This is a genomic window from Janibacter zhaoxuefangae (genome assembly GCF_050271985.1).
Lineage (GTDB): Bacteria > Actinomycetota > Actinomycetes > Actinomycetales > Dermatophilaceae.
In genome coordinates, this window is the sequence record NZ_CP189849.1 from 2490152 (window position 1) to 2504609 (window position 14458).

The following is a 14458-nucleotide window of genomic DNA, read 5'->3' on the forward strand; positions in this document are numbered from 1 at the left end:
CTGGTTGACGTGACGGACGGCCACGGCATGGGAGTTGCCTGGGTATGGCCCCTGGTCCTGGTCCTTGGGCTCGTCATCGTCGTGTGGGCCCTGATCCGTGCGTACCGGGCCAACCCCGGTCACGCCTCGGTGGGAACGGGGAGTGCCCGCCTGATCCTGCAGGAGCGCTTCGCCCGCGGGGAGATCACCGAGCAGGAGTATCGCGAACGGATGCGCGTGCTGGATGAGCACTGAGATCGACCGTCGCCGCGCGCTGCAGATCGCGACGCTCGGTGCGGCCACGGCTGTCGTGGGCGCAGTGGGCACGTGGAGGTCACTGATCCCACCCGAGACCTCCGCCCTGGACCCGCAGGCGGACGAACGCCTTCGCGAACCCCTGGTCCTGTCCAGCCGTGACGGAGTCCTGGACGTGGACCTGACGGCAGCATCCGGGGTCGTGATGGCCGGGCGGCGCACCCGGGCCCTGGGCTACAACGGAACGAGCCCGGGCCCGACCCTTCGTGTCTCTCCGGGGGACGTCCTGCGCGTGACCTTGGCGAACAACCTCGACGACACCACGAACCTCCACACCCATGGCCTTCATGTGTCGCCAGAAGGCAACAGCGACAACGTCTTCCGCATGGTCGAGCCCGGTGCCAGCGCGCGCTACGAGTACATCATCCCGTCCGACCACCCGACCGGGACGTTCTGGTACCACCCGCACCACCACGGCACCGTGGCCGACCAGATGTTCGGCGGACTGTTCGGGGCCCTGCTCGTCGCCGAGCCGGTGGACGCGGGGACGGCGCAGGATCGGGTGCTGGTGGTCAGCGACACCACGCTGACCGACGACGGAGAGGTCGCCGCGGTCAGCCGACGACAGGTGATGGCGGGACGGGAGGGCGAACTGGTCCTCATCAACGGTCAGCTGCGCCCGCGCATCGACGTCACCTCCGGCTCACCGCAACGGTGGCGCGTCGTCAACGCCTGCACCTCCAGGTTCCTCGAGCTGGCCCTGGACAAGCACACCTGGGGGTTCCTGGGATATGACGGTCAGGCCCTCGGGGAGCCCCACGAGCGGGACACCGTCGTCCTCGCCCCGGGCAACCGCGTCGACCTGCTCATGCAGCCGCTGGAAGCCGGCACCTTCACCCTACGAACCCTCGCCCATGACCGCGGCGGCATGGGCATGATGGACGGCGGCGCATCCGAGACCTCAGCGGAGACCGCCCTCGCCACGGTCCAGGTCGCGCACCCCAGCGCCCCCGCGGGTTCCACTTCACGGTCCACGCTCGGCGGTCCACCCTTCCCTGCGCCCGCCGACCTACGCGGCGAGACACTGGCGGGTCGGCGGACCATCACCTTCACGATGGGCATGGGCATGGGAGGCGGCGGGGGCATGACATTCGGCTTCGACGGCCGGGAGTTCGACCCCGAACGTGTCGACCAGACCGTCACGCTCGGCGCCGTCGAGGAGTGGACCATCGCCAACACCTCACCGATGGATCACCCCTTCCACCTGCACGTGTGGCCGATGCAGGTCGTGGCCGCCGCCGACATGGACCCGACGGGGCGCCCGGACTGGCGCGACGTCGTCATCGTCCCCGCCCGCGGTCAGGTGACGGTTCGGATCCGCTTCGCGGACTTTGCCGGTCGCACCGTCTACCACTGCCACGTCCTCGACCACGAGGACCAAGGAATGATGGGCATCATCGACGCGACACCCTGAACCAACGACCGGGCCGACGATCTGGCTGCAGGCAAGGTCGCGGCTGGCTCAGCAGCCGCAATCGGGCTTCGTGCACGTGTCCTGTGTGGTGCGCGGTGCCAGAACCACGGGGGCGCAGCAGTCTTCACCGCGCCAGTTCTCCAGGCCTTCGCGGACCGCTACCGCGGCGATGACGAGCGCGGCGACGGCGTCGAGCCACCACCAGCCCATGAGAGCGTTGGCGAGCAGGCCGAGGAGCAGCACGGCGGACAGGTAGGTGCACAACAGGGTCTGGGTGGAGTCGGCCACGACGGAGCCGGACCCGAGCTCGCGTCCGGTGCGGCGCTGAGCCCAGGACAGCAAGGGCATCACTGCCAGCGACGTCGCGGCCAGTGCGATGCCGAGCGCAGATGCGTCTGGTCGCTGCCCGGTGGCCAGTGCCGTCAGGGAGTCGACCGTGACGTACGCGGCCAGGGCGAAGAACGACACCGCGATGAGGCGGCGGGCGGTGTGCTCGCGCGACTCGGGCACCCGGTGGCGGAACTGCCAGAGGATGACCAGCCCGGAGGCGACCTCCACGGTGGAGTCCAGACCGAAGCCGACCAGCGCGGCCGAGTCCGCTGCCTTACCCCAGGTTATTGCCAGCACGGCTTCGATGAGGTTGTAGGCCACCGAGGCCCCGGCCAGGAGCTGCGCGCGGACGGCGAGTTGGGCTCGACGGTCCGAGACGGTCGGTGACGCCATCTGTGGGCGGGCGGACCCGGTCACCAGTCCACCCCGGAGCACTGGCGGTCGCGGGTGGTCTCCACCTGCAGTGTGGCGTGCGCGATGGCGAACTGGTCGTGCAGGACGGTGCGCGCTGCGGCGAGGACCTGTTCGGGGTCGCCGGCCTCGGTGACCAGGTGCGCGGTGGCGACGTCCATGCCCGAGGTCAGGGTCCACACGTGCAGGTCGTGGACTCCGGAGACGCCATCCACGTTCTCCAGGGCGGTCAGCATCTGTGTGGGTTCGATACCGGCCGGGGCGTGCTGGCCGAGCACGGCCAGGACCTCCCGGCCGAGCATGACCGCGCGCACGAGGACGAAGGCGGCGATGGCCAGGGCGATCAGGGTGTCCCAGACCGCCGCTCCGGTCGCGGACACCAGCAGCGCGGCGACGATGACGCCCACCGAGCCCAGGGTGTCGGCAATGACCTCGAGGTAGGCGCCCTTGACGTTCAGGCTCTCCCCGGCCCCGCCACGCAGCAGGAAGATGCAGATGACGTTGATGACCAGTCCGATAGTGCCGACGACCAGCATCGTGCCGGAGGCGACCTCGGCTTCGGTGCCGATGCGGCTGACCGCCTCCACGCCGATGTAGAGCGCGACGCCAATCATGAGCAGGACGGCCAGGCCGGAGGCGAACACCTCCGCCCGGTAGGAGCCGAAGGTGCGGCGCCCGGTGCTGTCCGGGCGGGTCGCGATCCGGGTCGCGACCAGCGCCGCACCCAAGGTCACCACGTCGGCGGCCATGTGCCCGGCGTCAGAGAGCAGCGCCAGCGACTGCGAGAGCAGCCCCGCGACCAGCTCCACCCCGAAGAACCCTCCGACGAGGGCGAACGCCACCGCCAGGCGCCACCGGTGCCGGCCACCGGCGTGCCCGCCACCGTGCCCGTGGTTGCCGCTCACGCGGGACCCTCCCCCGAACGGTCAACGCCTGCGCCTGCACCCGGGTCGTGCACGGTGTGCTCGCGGGTGACGTCGAGCAGCATCCGCACGTGCGCGTCGGACAGGCGGTAGTACACGTTGCGTCCCTCCCGGCGGCCGGTGACCACGGATGCAGCCCGCAACAGGCGCAGCGCCTGGCTGACGGTCGTCTCCGTCGTCCCGGTCGCCGCGGCCAGGTCACACACGCACAGCTCCCCGGCCTCCAACAGGGCGTAGAGGAGCTTGGCCCGGGTCGGGTCGCCCAGCAGCTTGAAGACGCTGGCCACGACCGCGATCTCCTCGGGGCGCGGCGCGTTCTCGGTGACCAGTCGCACCTTGTCCGGGTGCACGCACTCCACCGCGCACCCGTCGAGCCCCAGGACGGTCGCCATCAACGCCTCCTTCATCTGAATATATGAACAGATATAACTGTGTTCCTCGGCCGCGCCTGTGTCAACTTGGCGTCGCCATCGACAGAGACCTCTGGTCCTTGTCCCCGCAGGCCCGATGCCGTCGGCACGCATCGGTCAAGTCGACCACGACCACGGAAGCCTGTGGGCCAGGCCTCCCACGCCGTGAGCCCTCATTCGCACGACGCCGCGGACGCCATCCATGGGGATGCCGCGTCTAGTGATCGCGGCATCCGGTCGCTCCAGATAGAGGACGCTGTCGCCCTATGGGAGTTTGGCAGGACCCTTGACGAGATTCTCGAAAGTGGCGGCGGCACCGCTGGCTTGGTCGTCCAGGACGTGCGCGTAGACGCGCAGGGTGATGGCGGGGTCGGCGTGTCCGAGCCTCGCGGCGACGACGTGGACCGGGACGCCGGCTTTGAGGAGCATGGTGGCGTGCAGGTGGCGCAGGTCGTGCAGCCGGATCACCGGCAGGCCTGGTCTGCCGGCCTTGGCGGCGGCGGTGTTGTGCTGGCGTTGGAGCTTGGCCATCAGTGCGGTGGGGGTGTCGGGGAACAGCGGTTCGCCGAGCTCGCGGCGGAAGACGTGGTCCCCGCCCGCCCACAACGCCCCGGCGAGGTCACGTTCGGTCTCCTGGCGACTGCGGTGCTCGGTCAGCACCGCGACGGTGCCGGCGTCGATGCTGACGGTGCGTTCGCGCCCGCCCTTGGTGCTGCCCTCGACCCGCACCCCGTTGATGACCGACACGGTCCCCCGCAGCCGCACGAACGCGCCCTGGCCGTGCTCGTCGCCGAGGTGGACGTCGGCCCAGCGCAGGTTCATCAGCTCCCCGCGCCGGGCGCCGGTGTACGCGGCGAGGCGGAAGTAGCCGTGCAGCCGGTGCCCCGTGGTCGTGGCCAGGAAGGAGGCCAGGTCGTCCGCGGTCCACATGACGACCGCGGCAGCCTGCTCCTTGCGGGGCCGTTTGGCCCGCTCGGCCGGGTTGGTCGTGAGGATCTGGTCGTTGCGGACCGCGTCGGCGAACGCCTTGCGCAGCACCGCGTGCACGTACTCCACGCTCCGCGCTGACAGCGGCTTGCCGCCCCTCCCGCCGGACTCCATGAGCTGCCGGTACAGGGTGCTCAGATCGGCCGGGCGCAGCGCCTGCAACCGGACCCGCCCGATCCGCGGCGCCACATACGTGTTGATGAGGTGCTCGTACCCGGCCCGGGTACGCGGTTTGACCTCCAACGCGTGCGCCAGCAGCCACCGGTCCAGGTACTCCCCCACGGTCAGCATGCTGCGGTCGACGAACTCGCCCCGGCCGGCGGCGATCCGCGCCTCGTCCCGGGCCCGCTTGGCCGCGGCCTCGGTGGGAAACCCACCCACCCACCGGGGCTTGCTCACCCCGGCGCTGTCGGTCACCCGGATCACGTACGACCAGCTGTTCCCGCGCCGGATCACCCCGTTACGCAGCTTCGGCGCCGCACCACCCTGGCGGGCGCTGCTCATCGGGCACCCGCCAACGGAGCAGCCGGCACTCGCTGCAGGGAGTCGACGTAGGTCGCGAGATCCTCCCCGCGGACCCGACGCGACCCGCCGATCCGCACCGAGGGCAACGCCCCGGACCGGACCAGCTCGTAGACCTTGCTGCGGCCCACGCTCAACGCCGTGGCGACGTCGGTCAGCGTGTAGAGCATCTTGGTTTCCATGGTGTTCCCCTTCCCTCGTGAGGCCCGCGATGCCGTGATCGGGTGCGGGCTGGCTGTCATCCGAAAGCGTCCGACGGGGCTCTTGTGGACACCGGGCCTTCCGTGGTTTCGTGTCCACCGCACGGAGCCGGGCTCAGGCGGTACGACAGCCCAGCCCCACCCCGCTGCTAACACTTTGCTAACCGCACACCGGACAGAACCCGATGCGATCGCACGATTCGAGGAGGCCGTGAGCACGAAACGTGCTCCCAAAAACGTTCTGGGACAGCCCGTCTCGAACTGAAAATCGGAAGGTCGACGGTTCGACCCCGTCCCTGGCCACCACAACACCCGACGCCGCAAGCCAGTGATCTGGCTTGCGGCGTCGTTGTTCGTGCGGGTGGGTTGGCGCGGGTGCCGGATGAGAACGTGCGGTCGAACCCTTGACGTCACCAGACTTCCGAGCGCAATATATTGCATGCCAATCCCCGCGGAGTCCGATCGCGCCCTCCCTCGCTCCCTCCTGCGCGACGACGCGTATCTGGCGCTGCGCACCGGCATCATCGACGGCACCTTCGCGCCCGGCGAGCGGCTCAACGACGCTGAGCTCGGCCGCTGGCTCGGCGTGAGTCGCACGCCGATCCGCGAGGCGATCGGGCGGCTGGAGCGGGCAGGACTGGTCCAGTCCAAGCCCGGCAGCTACACCCGAGTCAGCCCGCTCGACGTGCGCGAGGCCCGCGCCGCGCAGTCCGTCGCCGCCGCACTGCATGAGCTGGCCGTCCGGGAAGCAGTCCCGAGCCTCACCGCGAGCGACCTGCGTGCCATGCGCGAGGCCAACCAGCGCTTCACCGAAGCCCTGAACGCGCGCAACGCCGAGGCCGCCCTCGGCGCCGACGACGACTTCCACGCCGTCACGGTCACCGCGAGCGCGAACCCGGTCACCGTAACGGTGCTCGAGCAGGTCACGCCTCTGCTCCGGCGGCTCGAGCGGATCCGCTTCTCGAGCCTCGACGGTCGGGGATCGGTGGCCCTTCACGAACAGATCATCACCCTCTGCGAGGCCGGTGACGCCGACGCGGCGGGCCGCGCTGCGCGCGAGAACTGGCAAGCCCTGCTTCCTCTCGTCGACCTGGTCGACGCCGCCGCCGACAGCCAAGCCGGCTGACCGGTCAACCCCCCTGAACGAAGGAGCCACCCATGTCCATCGCCGACTTCGAGCGCTACCCCCTGACCTTCGGCCCCAGCCCGGTCCACCGGCTGGACCGGCTCACCGCCCACCTCGGTGGTGCACAGGTGTGGGCCAAGCGTGAGGACGTCAACTCCGGCCTGGCGTTCGGGGGCAACAAGACCCGCAAGCTCGAGTACATCGTCCCGGACGTGCTCGCCTCCGGCGCCGACACGCTGGTGTCGATCGGCGGATACCAGTCGAACCACACCCGCCAGGTCGCTGCCGTCGGCGCGAAACTCGGCCTCAAGGTGCGCCTGGTCCAGGAGCGCTGGGTCGACTGGGAGGACCCGGGCAACGACCGGGTCGGCAACATCTTGCTCTCCCGCCTCATGGGGGCGGACGCACGCCTCGACCCGGCCGGCTTCGACATCGGCCTCCGGCAGTCCTGGCAGCAGACCATCGACGAGGTCGAGCGCGGCGGCGGCAAGCCGTACCCGATTCCGGCCGGCGCCTCGGAGCACAAGTTCGGTGGTCTCGGCTTCGCGAACTGGGCCGATGAGGTGGCCGCCCAGGAGGAGGAGCTCGGCGTCTTCTTCGACACCATCGTCGTCTGCACGGTCACCGGCTCGACCCACGCCGGCATGATCGCGGGCTTCGCCGCTCTGGAGGAGGCCGGTGGTCGGCCGCGCCGCGTCATCGGGATCGACGCCTCGGCGACCCTGGAGAAGACGACGGACCAGGTCGCCAGGATCGCCCGCAACACCGCCGAACTCATCGGCCTCGGCCGAGACCTGCGCGACGACGAGATCACCGTGCTCGAGGGGTGGGCGGGCGACGAGTACGGCGTGCCCGTGGACTCGACCATCGAGGCGATCCGACTGGCCGCCAGCCTCGAAGGAATGATCACCGACCCCGTGTACGAAGGGAAGTCGATGGCCGGCCTCATCGACCTGGTCACCTCCGGAGACATCCCCAAGGACTCCACGGTCCTCTACGCCCACCTCGGCGGCCAGCCTGCGCTCAACGCCTATGCCGGCGCCTTCGACTGAAGCGGGAGAATCCACACGGCGGAAGGGGGCTGGGCCAGGCCGCTGGCCCTCGACTCAGGGCTGCTCCACGCCCCACGACGCGGCGAGCAGATCCGCCAGCCGACGCTGTTGAACCCCTGCGACATGGTTCGCGGGGTCGAGCCAGGCATCGTGGGCGGCGCGGATCCGTGGCCAGTCCTCGACGGTCATGGCGAACCACGCGGTGTCGCGTGACCTCCCCTTCGTCACGACGTGTCTGCGGAACGTGCCCTCGTAGGTGAACCCGAGCCGCTCGGCGGCGCGCCGCGAGGGGGCGTTGAGCGAGTCGCACTTCCACTCGAAACGACGGAAACCGAGGTCGAAGACGTGGCGAGCCAGCAGGGACATCGCCTCGGTCGCCGCAGTGGTGCGTTGGAGCCTGGGTCCGAGAATGATGTTGCCGACCTCGACCGTGCCGTTCACCAGATCGACCCGCATCAGGCTGGCGAGCCCACAGGCCACTCCCGCAGCATCACGGATGACGACCTCCGCCGTCGCGTCGGCGATGCGGCGCAGGACGTGCTCCCGCAACGCTTCGGCGTCAAGGGGCGGCTCCTCCTTGAGGTACGTCCACAGGGCGTCGTGCTCCTCGCCGGCGATCTCGGGACGTAGTTCGTCCGCGTGCTCGACCGCGAGCGCCTCGAGCGTGCAGTGGCGACCGGCCATGGCCACGACGTGGGGGAAGGGCGGAGGCGTCCAGCCCACAACCTCCGCCCCGACCGACTGCCGGTGGTCGTTGACGCGCACGCCGTCGCGCACGGAGCTCGGCAGGAGCGCCTGGCCGATCGGCCCGGGGTTGTGGGCGACCTCCCAGCGGAACCCGTCGGGATCGGCGAAGTAGCCGGTGTAGCCGCCCCAGTCCCGGGCCTGTCCGTCCGAGACGACGGTGGCGCCCGCCCGGCGGGCGAGATCGAGGACGGCATCGACCACGTCACGTGTGGGGACGTTGTGGGCGAGGGTGATCGGAGCGATGCCCGGCCCCTCACGGACGGCACCGACCTCCCCCTCGAAGGCCCGCTGATCCCAGAGCGACAGCATGAGGTGCTCACCGACCCGGATCATGATGACCTCGTCCGGGACCTCGAGCTCGGCCCGCCATCCGAGGCCGTCGAGGTAGAAGCTGCGGGCGGCCGAGAGGTCGGCGACGGCGAGGGTGACGAAGCTGATCCGCTGGTCCATGCGCAAAACCCTAGGCCCGAGCCAGGAGGGTGGCTGGGCGTGACGTGGCGGGCGAGTCAGGCGCTGCGAAGGTGCGCCGCAAGGCTCGCGATGCGCGGGGCCAGTTCGTCGCAGGCGGCGTCGAAGGCCGACTGCGAACCGACGGCGACCGGGTCGGGGATCGACCAGTGCGTCCAGCCGTGGCCGGCAAGCTCCTCGTGGGCGCGGTCGCAGACCGTGATGACGTGATCCCCTTCGCGCAGCTCGTCGTCGAGCAGGCGGGGGCGGGTGCGACGCAGCGGCAGCGCATGGCGCTGCGCCGTCTCGACGGCGCCCGGGTGGATCCGCTCGCCCGGGTGCGTGCCCGCCGAACCGGCTTCGATGCGGCTCTCGCGGCGCCAGAGCGCCGCAGCCAAGTGCGAGCGCGCCGTGTTGGCCGTGCAGACGAAGAGGACCCGTCCGGGCACAGGGAGACCAACCCCGGCGACATCCGCCGGCAGCGCCTCGCGAACGAGCGAGAGGTACGAACGGCGGGCATCCCCTTCGGACCTGCGCCGAACGACGAGACCGGCGGCCTCGAGCGTCCTGAGGTGGTGAGCGAGCAGGTTCGACGGGACCTCGAGCGCGCTGCCGAGCTCGGACGCGGACACGTCCCCGACCGCCAGAACGTCGACGATGCGCAGCCGCGTGGGGTCACCGAGGGCGGCGTGCGTCGCCGCGCGCCGCTCCAACGACTGGCCCTCGGGTGTTTGCTCAACGTTCATTGCCTCAATATTGACTGAGACAATTGGGCCTGTCAAGATCTCGACGTGACCACTCACTCCCCATCCCACTCAGACGTCCGCCCCGGTGAGGACCACGCCGGCTCCGTCGCCAAGCTCTCCACCCTCGACCGGTTCCTGCCGGTGTGGATTGGCCTCGCCATGATCGTCGGGCTCATCCTCGGACGCGCCGTGCCCGGCCTCGACGAGGCACTGAGTGCCGTCGAGATCGACGGGATCTCACTGCCGATCGCGATCGGCCTGCTCGTCATGATGTACCCCGTCCTGGCCAAGGTCCGGTACGACCGACTCGACAGCGTGACCGCGGACCGACGCCTGCTCGGGTCGTCGCTGCTGCTCAACTGGGTCATCGGGCCCGCGCTGATGTTCGCCCTCGCCTGGATCTTCCTGCCCGACCTGCCCGAGTACCGCACGGGGCTGATCATCGTCGGGCTGGCCCGCTGCATCGCCATGGTCATCATCTGGAACGACCTCGCCTGCGGCGACCGCGAGGCCGCCGCCGTCCTCGTGGCCATCAACTCGATCTTCCAGGTGATCGCCTTCGCGGCCCTTGGCTGGTTCTACCTCTCCGTGCTCCCGGGGTGGCTCGGACTCGACCAGGCCGACCTCGACATCTCCGCCTGGCAGATCGCGAAGTCGGTGCTGATCTTCCTCGGACTGCCCCTGCTGCTCGGCTACCTGTCCCGACGCCTCGGCGAGAAGAAGTGGGGCCGCACGGCGTACGAGGAGTCCTTCCTGCCGCGGATCGGCCCGTGGGCCCTCTACGGACTGCTGTTCACGATCGTCCTGCTCTTCGCCCTCCAGGGCGACCAGATCACCAGCAAGCCGCTGGACGTCGCCCGGATCGCCGTGCCGCTACTGGCCTACTTCGCCCTCATGTGGGGCGGAGGGTACCTCCTCGGGAAGGCCCTGGGGATGAGCTACGAGCGGACGACGACGCTCGCTTTCACCGCCGCGGGCAACAACTTCGAGCTCGCCATCGCCGTCGCCATCGCGACCTTCGGAGTCACCTCCGGCCAGGCCCTCGCCGGGGTTGTCGGGCCCCTCATCGAGGTGCCCGTGCTCGTCGGCCTCGTCTACGTCAGCCTCGCGCTGCGCAACCGGTTCCCGCACCGGGCTGCGTGAGTCCGCCCTCGCCCCTCTCCCACAACCCTCAGGAGCCCGCCGTGACCACCAGCTCGCTCGACCAGACCGATCCCTACGACGCCATCGTCAAGGACCTCACCTACTCCTACGAAGGGGTCTTCTCCCCCGACAGCATCGCCAGCGCCGTCGCGTCGGCCCGAGCCACCCTCGAGTCGGTCGCCACCGTCACGACACACCTGCCGGTCCTCGTCGCCCGACAGGCGAAGGAGCAGCTCATGTCGGCCGCGCAGGCCGAGGGCCACGTCTCCAAGAGCGTCCCCGAGATCCTCTTCGTCTGCGTCCACAACGCCGGCCGCTCCCAGATGGCCGCCGCCCTCGCCGAGCACCTCTCCGCCCGACGCGTCCACGTCCGATCGGCCGGCTCCGCGCCGACCAACGAGATCAACCCCACCGTCGTCCAGGTCCTGCAGGAACGCGGCATCAGCCTCCACACCGCCTACCCGAAGCCGCTCTCCGACAGCGTCGTCCGCGCCGCCGACGTGATCGTCACGATGGGGTGCGGCGACGCGTGCCCGATCTTCCCCGGCAAGCGCTACGAGGACTGGGACGTGCGCGACCCCGCAGGTCAGCCCGTCGACGCCGTCCGCGAGATCCGCGACGACATCCAGGCCCGCGTCACGACCCTGCTCCGCGAGATCCTCGACCGACCCTGACCGCCCCCACGAAAGGCACCCCCATGACCACTGACGCCACCGCTCGTCCGTCCGTCCTCTACGTCTGCATCCACAACGCCGGCCGCTCCCAGATGGCCGCCGCCTACACCCACCACCTCTCCGGCGGCGCCGTCGAGGTGCTCTCCGCCGGCTCTGCTCCGGCCGACTCGATCAACCCGGCCGTGCGTGACGCCATGCTCGAAGAGTGCATCGACATCTCGGCCGAGGTGCCCAAGATCCTCACCGTGGACGCCGTCAAGGCCTCCGATGTCGTCATCACCATGGGCTGCGGCGACACCTGCCCGATCTTCCCCGGCAAGCGCTACGAGGACTGGGTGCTCGAGGACCCCGCCGGCCAGGGCGTCGAGGCGGTCCGGCCGATCCGCGACGAGATCCGCGGGCGGGTCGTCGCGCTCCTCGGTGAGCTCGGGGTGGAATCGGTCGAACTCGCCCGCTGAAGGGTGGGCCGCCTGAGAGGATGGAAGGGCGCAGGACGGCGACCTTCACCGCCCGCTCACGGAGCTTGGAGAAACCATGAGCACCAACTCCCCGGCCCGGCGCTTGGCACGGATGTCGTTGTGGATGCTCGCGGCCTTCGCGGTGTGGACGGCGGCGTACATCGCCTTCAGCGGCCCGTTGGGCGAGGCGCTCGGGTTGGAGACGCAGAACGGCGAGGTCGTCTACGTCGAGGCGTGGGTGCCGTGGATCGCGCTCACCCTGCTCTGGATCTGGCCGCTGCTCGTCGGATTGGGCATGGCCATCGCTGCCCGACGCCGTGACGCGAAGGAGTTCCTCGCCCTGATCGCCATCCTCATCCACGGCGTCCTCCTGGTGTTGGTGGCGGGCCCCGCCGTGCTGGACCGGTTCCTGAACCTCTGACGGACGCGGCGGCGAGGGAGCCGCCGAGTCTGCCGATGCGCGGGCAGGCGTCGCCGAGCCAGCGCTGTCAGTGGTGGCTGGAAGAGTGTGGACATGAGCACAGCCGCCCTGTTTCCCGCCCCAGATGGCGTGGCGATGGCGGCTGCGGCGAGCCCGTCGGCGATGGGTGCGGGCACCGGATTGCGCACGGCGATCGCCAGGGGCCATGCGGCCGTCGACGGGATCTTGGCCGCGCTCGCCGTCGAGGCTGGTGCCGGGATGAACGCCGCCGACCAGCGCGAAACCCTGCGCGAGCTCGAACGGCTGACTCGCCGGACCGAGGCCGCCCGGTTGCGCGTCATCGCGGCGGCGGAGCGTTCTCGGTTGCCGGAGCGCACAGGGTTCGCCGACACCGGTGCATGGGTGGCCCGACAGACGATGACCAACCGGGCCACCGCGGCGGGCGACGCTGCGACGGCCCTCGCTCTGGGTGAGGACTGCCCCGCCGGAGGCGGACCACGGGCAGGTGAAGGGGGCGGGCCCCAGTCCGTCAACAGTGGGCTGCCGCTGGTCAGTGGCGTGGGCGAGTCAGGTGTCGCGGGTCGGGGCCTGACCGGCCACGCCTTCGACCGGGGCGAGATCTCCCTCAGCCACGCGAAGGTGATCGTCGGCGCCCTGCGCGACCTTCCCGACTCCATCGACGCCGGCCAGCGGGCGACGTGCGAGGCCGAGTTGCTTCGGCTGGCGGTGAACCGTTCGCCGGCCCAGCTCCGGCGCCTGGCGAGGCGGGTCCTCGACCAGGTGGAGCCCGACCCCGCCGTCGTCGACGCCCACGAGGAAGCTCTCGTCGCGTCGGAGGAGGAGCGCGCATGGGAGAACGCGACGTTCTGGGCCAGGGACAATCACGACGGGACGATGAGCGGGGCCTTCACGGTCCCCTGGCTGGCCGGGATCACGCTCAAGAAGGTGATCGACGCGATGACCGCGCCCCGGCGCCACACCGACGCGAGCGGTCGCGCCCTGCCGGACGCGGCCGACGGTCGCGAGACGGTGGATTGGAAGGGAGACCAGCTCGACTGGCGACGCCGTCGCGGCGTCGCCTTCGCGGAGCTGCTCCAACGCATCCCCACCGACCACCTGCACGACAAGGTCGCCGCCACCATCCTCGTCACGACGGACCTGGACGTCCTGCGGGGCAAGCGGGCGGCGGTCGGTCACACGGATCACGCCGACGCGGTGTCAGCCGGTGAACTCCGCCGATCCGCCTGTGGCGCGGGGGCCATGCCGGTCATCCTGGACGGCGACTCGATTCCCCTCGATCTGGGGCGCGAGCGACGATGCTTCACGACCTCGCAGCGGGTGGCGCTGAGCGCGACGTACACCGAGTGCGCGGCCGACGGATGTGACCGACCGTTCGCGTGGTGCGAGGTCCACCACCTCACGGCGTGGATCGATGGCGGGAGGACCAATCTCGCGAACGCGGTTCCCCTGTGCGGACATCATCACCGCGCCATCGACCGCAACGACACGACACACACCGTGATCCGCGAGGATCACCGCGTCCGGATCAGGTTCCGGCGAAGTCTGGAGTGACGGGGCCGCGCGGCTCAGGCGTGGCCGAAGTCGACCTCGTCCGCCTTCACCACGGCAGCCGTACGTCCCGGAGCGGACTGGTTCTCCCAGTAGAGGTTCGTGTGGGCGACCACCAGCGCCGGAGACGGGGCGCCGTACTCCGTGAGGTCACACGTCATGTGGGCGTCCGCCACGAGCGTCGTGTCGTAACCCCGCACGAACGCGCCGTGAAGCGTCGAGCGCACGCACGCGTCCGTCTGTGCCCCGGCGACCACCACACGCCCGACACCGCGGTCGGCCAGCACCGCCTCGAGGTCCGTGGCCTCGAAGGCGTCACCGTAGAGCTTGTGGACAACCGGCTCGTTCTCGGTCGCGGTCAGCTCCGGCGCGTACTCCCAGGACTCGCTCCCCTTCGCCAGGTGGTCGGAGGAGTGCTGCACCCACACGACGGGCACGTCCAAGGCCCGCGCCTTGTCGACCAAGCCCTCCACCTTCGCAACGGTCTCGTCCCGCGTCGGATGGCCGTCGATGACACCCCGCTGCATGTCGATGATGAGCAGTGCCGTGTTCGGACGGTTCTCCAAGGTGGTCATCAACGCTCC

Annotated in this window: 17 protein-coding genes; 9 read left to right on the forward strand and 8 right to left on the reverse strand. The window is 70.2% G+C overall.

Translation table 11 applies throughout. The annotated features are described in order from the left end of the window. Positions 1–9 precede the first annotated feature (9 nt). Together ACQBAS_RS11705 and ACQBAS_RS11710 are read left to right on the forward strand one after the other, a co-directional pair. Positions 10–234, forward strand: a complete 225-nt coding sequence (locus ACQBAS_RS11705; protein WP_427383982.1) for an SHOCT domain-containing protein — start codon at positions 10–12, stop codon at positions 232–234. Continuing rightward, a complete protein-coding gene (locus tag ACQBAS_RS11710) occupies positions 224–1708 on the forward strand; it encodes a multicopper oxidase family protein (RefSeq protein ID WP_427383983.1) in 1485 nt (494 codons plus the stop codon). Before ACQBAS_RS11705 ends, ACQBAS_RS11710 begins: the two co-directional genes overlap by 11 nt. 48 nt (positions 1709–1756) lie before the next feature. Here ACQBAS_RS11710 and ACQBAS_RS11715 read toward each other — a convergent pair whose 3' ends face one another. From ACQBAS_RS11715 to ACQBAS_RS11735, 5 genes are all read right to left on the reverse strand, one after another. Next, positions 1757–2431 (reverse strand): cation transporter, encoded by a 675-nt coding sequence (locus ACQBAS_RS11715; protein ID WP_427385637.1) that lies wholly within the window; start codon positions 2429–2431, stop codon positions 1757–1759. 20 nt (positions 2432–2451) lie between these two features. Beyond that, entirely contained in the window at positions 2452–3354 is a 903-nt protein-coding gene (locus ACQBAS_RS11720) for a cation diffusion facilitator family transporter (RefSeq protein ID WP_427383984.1), read from the reverse strand. Next, on the reverse strand, positions 3351–3764 hold the full coding sequence (locus ACQBAS_RS11725; protein WP_424473968.1) for an ArsR/SmtB family transcription factor: 414 nt from the start codon (positions 3762–3764) through the stop codon (positions 3351–3353). The genes ACQBAS_RS11720 and ACQBAS_RS11725 overlap by 4 nt, the downstream gene beginning before the upstream one ends. 282 nt (positions 3765–4046) lie before the next feature. Further along, on the reverse strand, positions 4047–5273 hold the full coding sequence (locus tag ACQBAS_RS11730) for a tyrosine-type recombinase/integrase (RefSeq protein ID WP_427383985.1): 1227 nt from the start codon (positions 5271–5273) through the stop codon (positions 4047–4049). After that, positions 5270–5473, reverse strand: coding sequence for a helix-turn-helix domain-containing protein (locus ACQBAS_RS11735; RefSeq protein ID WP_427383986.1), 204 nt, complete (start codon positions 5471–5473; stop codon positions 5270–5272). Before ACQBAS_RS11735 ends, ACQBAS_RS11730 begins: the two co-directional genes overlap by 4 nt. 457 nt (positions 5474–5930) lie before the next feature. On the opposite strand from ACQBAS_RS11735, the gene ACQBAS_RS11740 reads away from it, so the two are divergent. Together ACQBAS_RS11740 and ACQBAS_RS11745 are read left to right on the forward strand one after the other, a co-directional pair. Further along, the gene (locus ACQBAS_RS11740; RefSeq protein WP_427383987.1) at positions 5931–6617 is read left to right on the forward strand and encodes a GntR family transcriptional regulator; all 687 of its coding nucleotides are present in this window, start codon (positions 5931–5933) and stop codon (positions 6615–6617) included. Positions 6618–6649: 32 nt separating this feature from the next. Beyond that, positions 6650–7669 carry a 1-aminocyclopropane-1-carboxylate deaminase gene (locus ACQBAS_RS11745; RefSeq protein ID WP_427383988.1) on the forward strand — a complete coding sequence of 340 codons (1020 nt, stop codon included), beginning with the start codon at positions 6650–6652 and terminating at the stop codon, positions 7667–7669. A 54-nt stretch (positions 7670–7723) separates the two neighbouring features. Here ACQBAS_RS11745 and ACQBAS_RS11750 read toward each other — a convergent pair whose 3' ends face one another. Then, a complete protein-coding gene (locus ACQBAS_RS11750; RefSeq protein WP_427383989.1) occupies positions 7724–8866 on the reverse strand; it encodes a GNAT family N-acetyltransferase in 1143 nt (380 codons plus the stop codon). A gap of 56 nt (positions 8867–8922) precedes the next feature. After that, positions 8923–9609 (reverse strand): helix-turn-helix domain-containing protein, encoded by a 687-nt coding sequence (locus tag ACQBAS_RS11755; protein WP_427383991.1) that lies wholly within the window; start codon positions 9607–9609, stop codon positions 8923–8925. A gap of 159 nt (positions 9610–9768) precedes the next feature. Between ACQBAS_RS11755 and arsB the strand changes: the two genes are divergently transcribed. The 5 genes from arsB to ACQBAS_RS11780 all read left to right on the forward strand — a co-directional run bounded on the left by arsB (position 9769) and on the right by ACQBAS_RS11780 (position 13877). Continuing rightward, positions 9769–10752: an ACR3 family arsenite efflux transporter gene (arsB, locus tag ACQBAS_RS11760; protein ID WP_427385638.1), complete on the forward strand. Its 984-nt coding sequence runs from the start codon at positions 9769–9771 to the stop codon at positions 10750–10752. A 41-nt stretch (positions 10753–10793) separates the two neighbouring features. After that, positions 10794–11426 (forward strand): low molecular weight phosphatase family protein, encoded by a 633-nt coding sequence (locus tag ACQBAS_RS11765; protein ID WP_427383992.1) that lies wholly within the window; start codon positions 10794–10796, stop codon positions 11424–11426. Positions 11427–11449: 23 nt separating this feature from the next. Continuing rightward, positions 11450–11884, forward strand: a complete 435-nt coding sequence (locus ACQBAS_RS11770; RefSeq protein WP_427383993.1) for an arsenate reductase ArsC — start codon at positions 11450–11452, stop codon at positions 11882–11884. A gap of 76 nt (positions 11885–11960) precedes the next feature. Further along, entirely contained in the window at positions 11961–12305 is a 345-nt protein-coding gene (locus ACQBAS_RS11775; RefSeq protein ID WP_427383994.1) for a hypothetical protein, read from the forward strand. 93 nt (positions 12306–12398) lie between these two features. Continuing rightward, the gene (locus ACQBAS_RS11780; protein WP_427383995.1) at positions 12399–13877 is read left to right on the forward strand and encodes a DUF222 domain-containing protein; all 1479 of its coding nucleotides are present in this window, start codon (positions 12399–12401) and stop codon (positions 13875–13877) included. Positions 13878–13891: 14 nt separating this feature from the next. On the opposite strand, the gene ACQBAS_RS11785 is transcribed toward ACQBAS_RS11780, so the two are convergent. After that, complete coding sequence (locus ACQBAS_RS11785; protein ID WP_427383996.1) at positions 13892–14449, reverse strand: isochorismatase family protein; 558 nt, start codon at positions 14447–14449, stop codon at positions 13892–13894. Positions 14450–14458: the final 9 nt, after the last annotated feature.

Coding starts and splice junctions, on each gene's coding strand:
- ACQBAS_RS11710 (WP_427383983.1), top strand. CDS start 224: ATGAGCACTGAGATCGACCGTCGCCGCGCGCTGCAGATCGCGACGCTC.
- ACQBAS_RS11715 (WP_427385637.1), bottom strand. CDS start 2,431: ATGGCGTCACCGACCGTCTCGGACCGTCGAGCCCAACTCGCCGTCCGC.
- ACQBAS_RS11725 (WP_424473968.1), bottom strand. CDS start 3,764: ATGGCGACCGTCCTGGGGCTCGACGGGTGCGCGGTGGAGTGCGTGCAC.
- ACQBAS_RS11730 (WP_427383985.1), bottom strand. CDS start 5,273: ATGAGCAGCGCCCGCCAGGGTGGTGCGGCGCCGAAGCTGCGTAACGGG.
- ACQBAS_RS11735 (WP_427383986.1), bottom strand. CDS start 5,473: ATGGAAACCAAGATGCTCTACACGCTGACCGACGTCGCCACGGCGTTG.
- ACQBAS_RS11740 (WP_427383987.1), top strand. CDS start 5,931: ATGCCAATCCCCGCGGAGTCCGATCGCGCCCTCCCTCGCTCCCTCCTG.
- ACQBAS_RS11745 (WP_427383988.1), top strand. CDS start 6,650: ATGTCCATCGCCGACTTCGAGCGCTACCCCCTGACCTTCGGCCCCAGC.
- ACQBAS_RS11750 (WP_427383989.1), bottom strand. CDS start 8,866: ATGGACCAGCGGATCAGCTTCGTCACCCTCGCCGTCGCCGACCTCTCG.
- ACQBAS_RS11755 (WP_427383991.1), bottom strand. CDS start 9,609: ATGAACGTTGAGCAAACACCCGAGGGCCAGTCGTTGGAGCGGCGCGCG.
- arsB (WP_427385638.1), top strand. CDS start 9,769: ATGATCGTCGGGCTCATCCTCGGACGCGCCGTGCCCGGCCTCGACGAG.
- ACQBAS_RS11770 (WP_427383993.1), top strand. CDS start 11,450: ATGACCACTGACGCCACCGCTCGTCCGTCCGTCCTCTACGTCTGCATC.
- ACQBAS_RS11775 (WP_427383994.1), top strand. CDS start 11,961: ATGAGCACCAACTCCCCGGCCCGGCGCTTGGCACGGATGTCGTTGTGG.
- ACQBAS_RS11780 (WP_427383995.1), top strand. CDS start 12,399: ATGAGCACAGCCGCCCTGTTTCCCGCCCCAGATGGCGTGGCGATGGCG.
- ACQBAS_RS11785 (WP_427383996.1), bottom strand. CDS start 14,449: ATGACCACCTTGGAGAACCGTCCGAACACGGCACTGCTCATCATCGAC.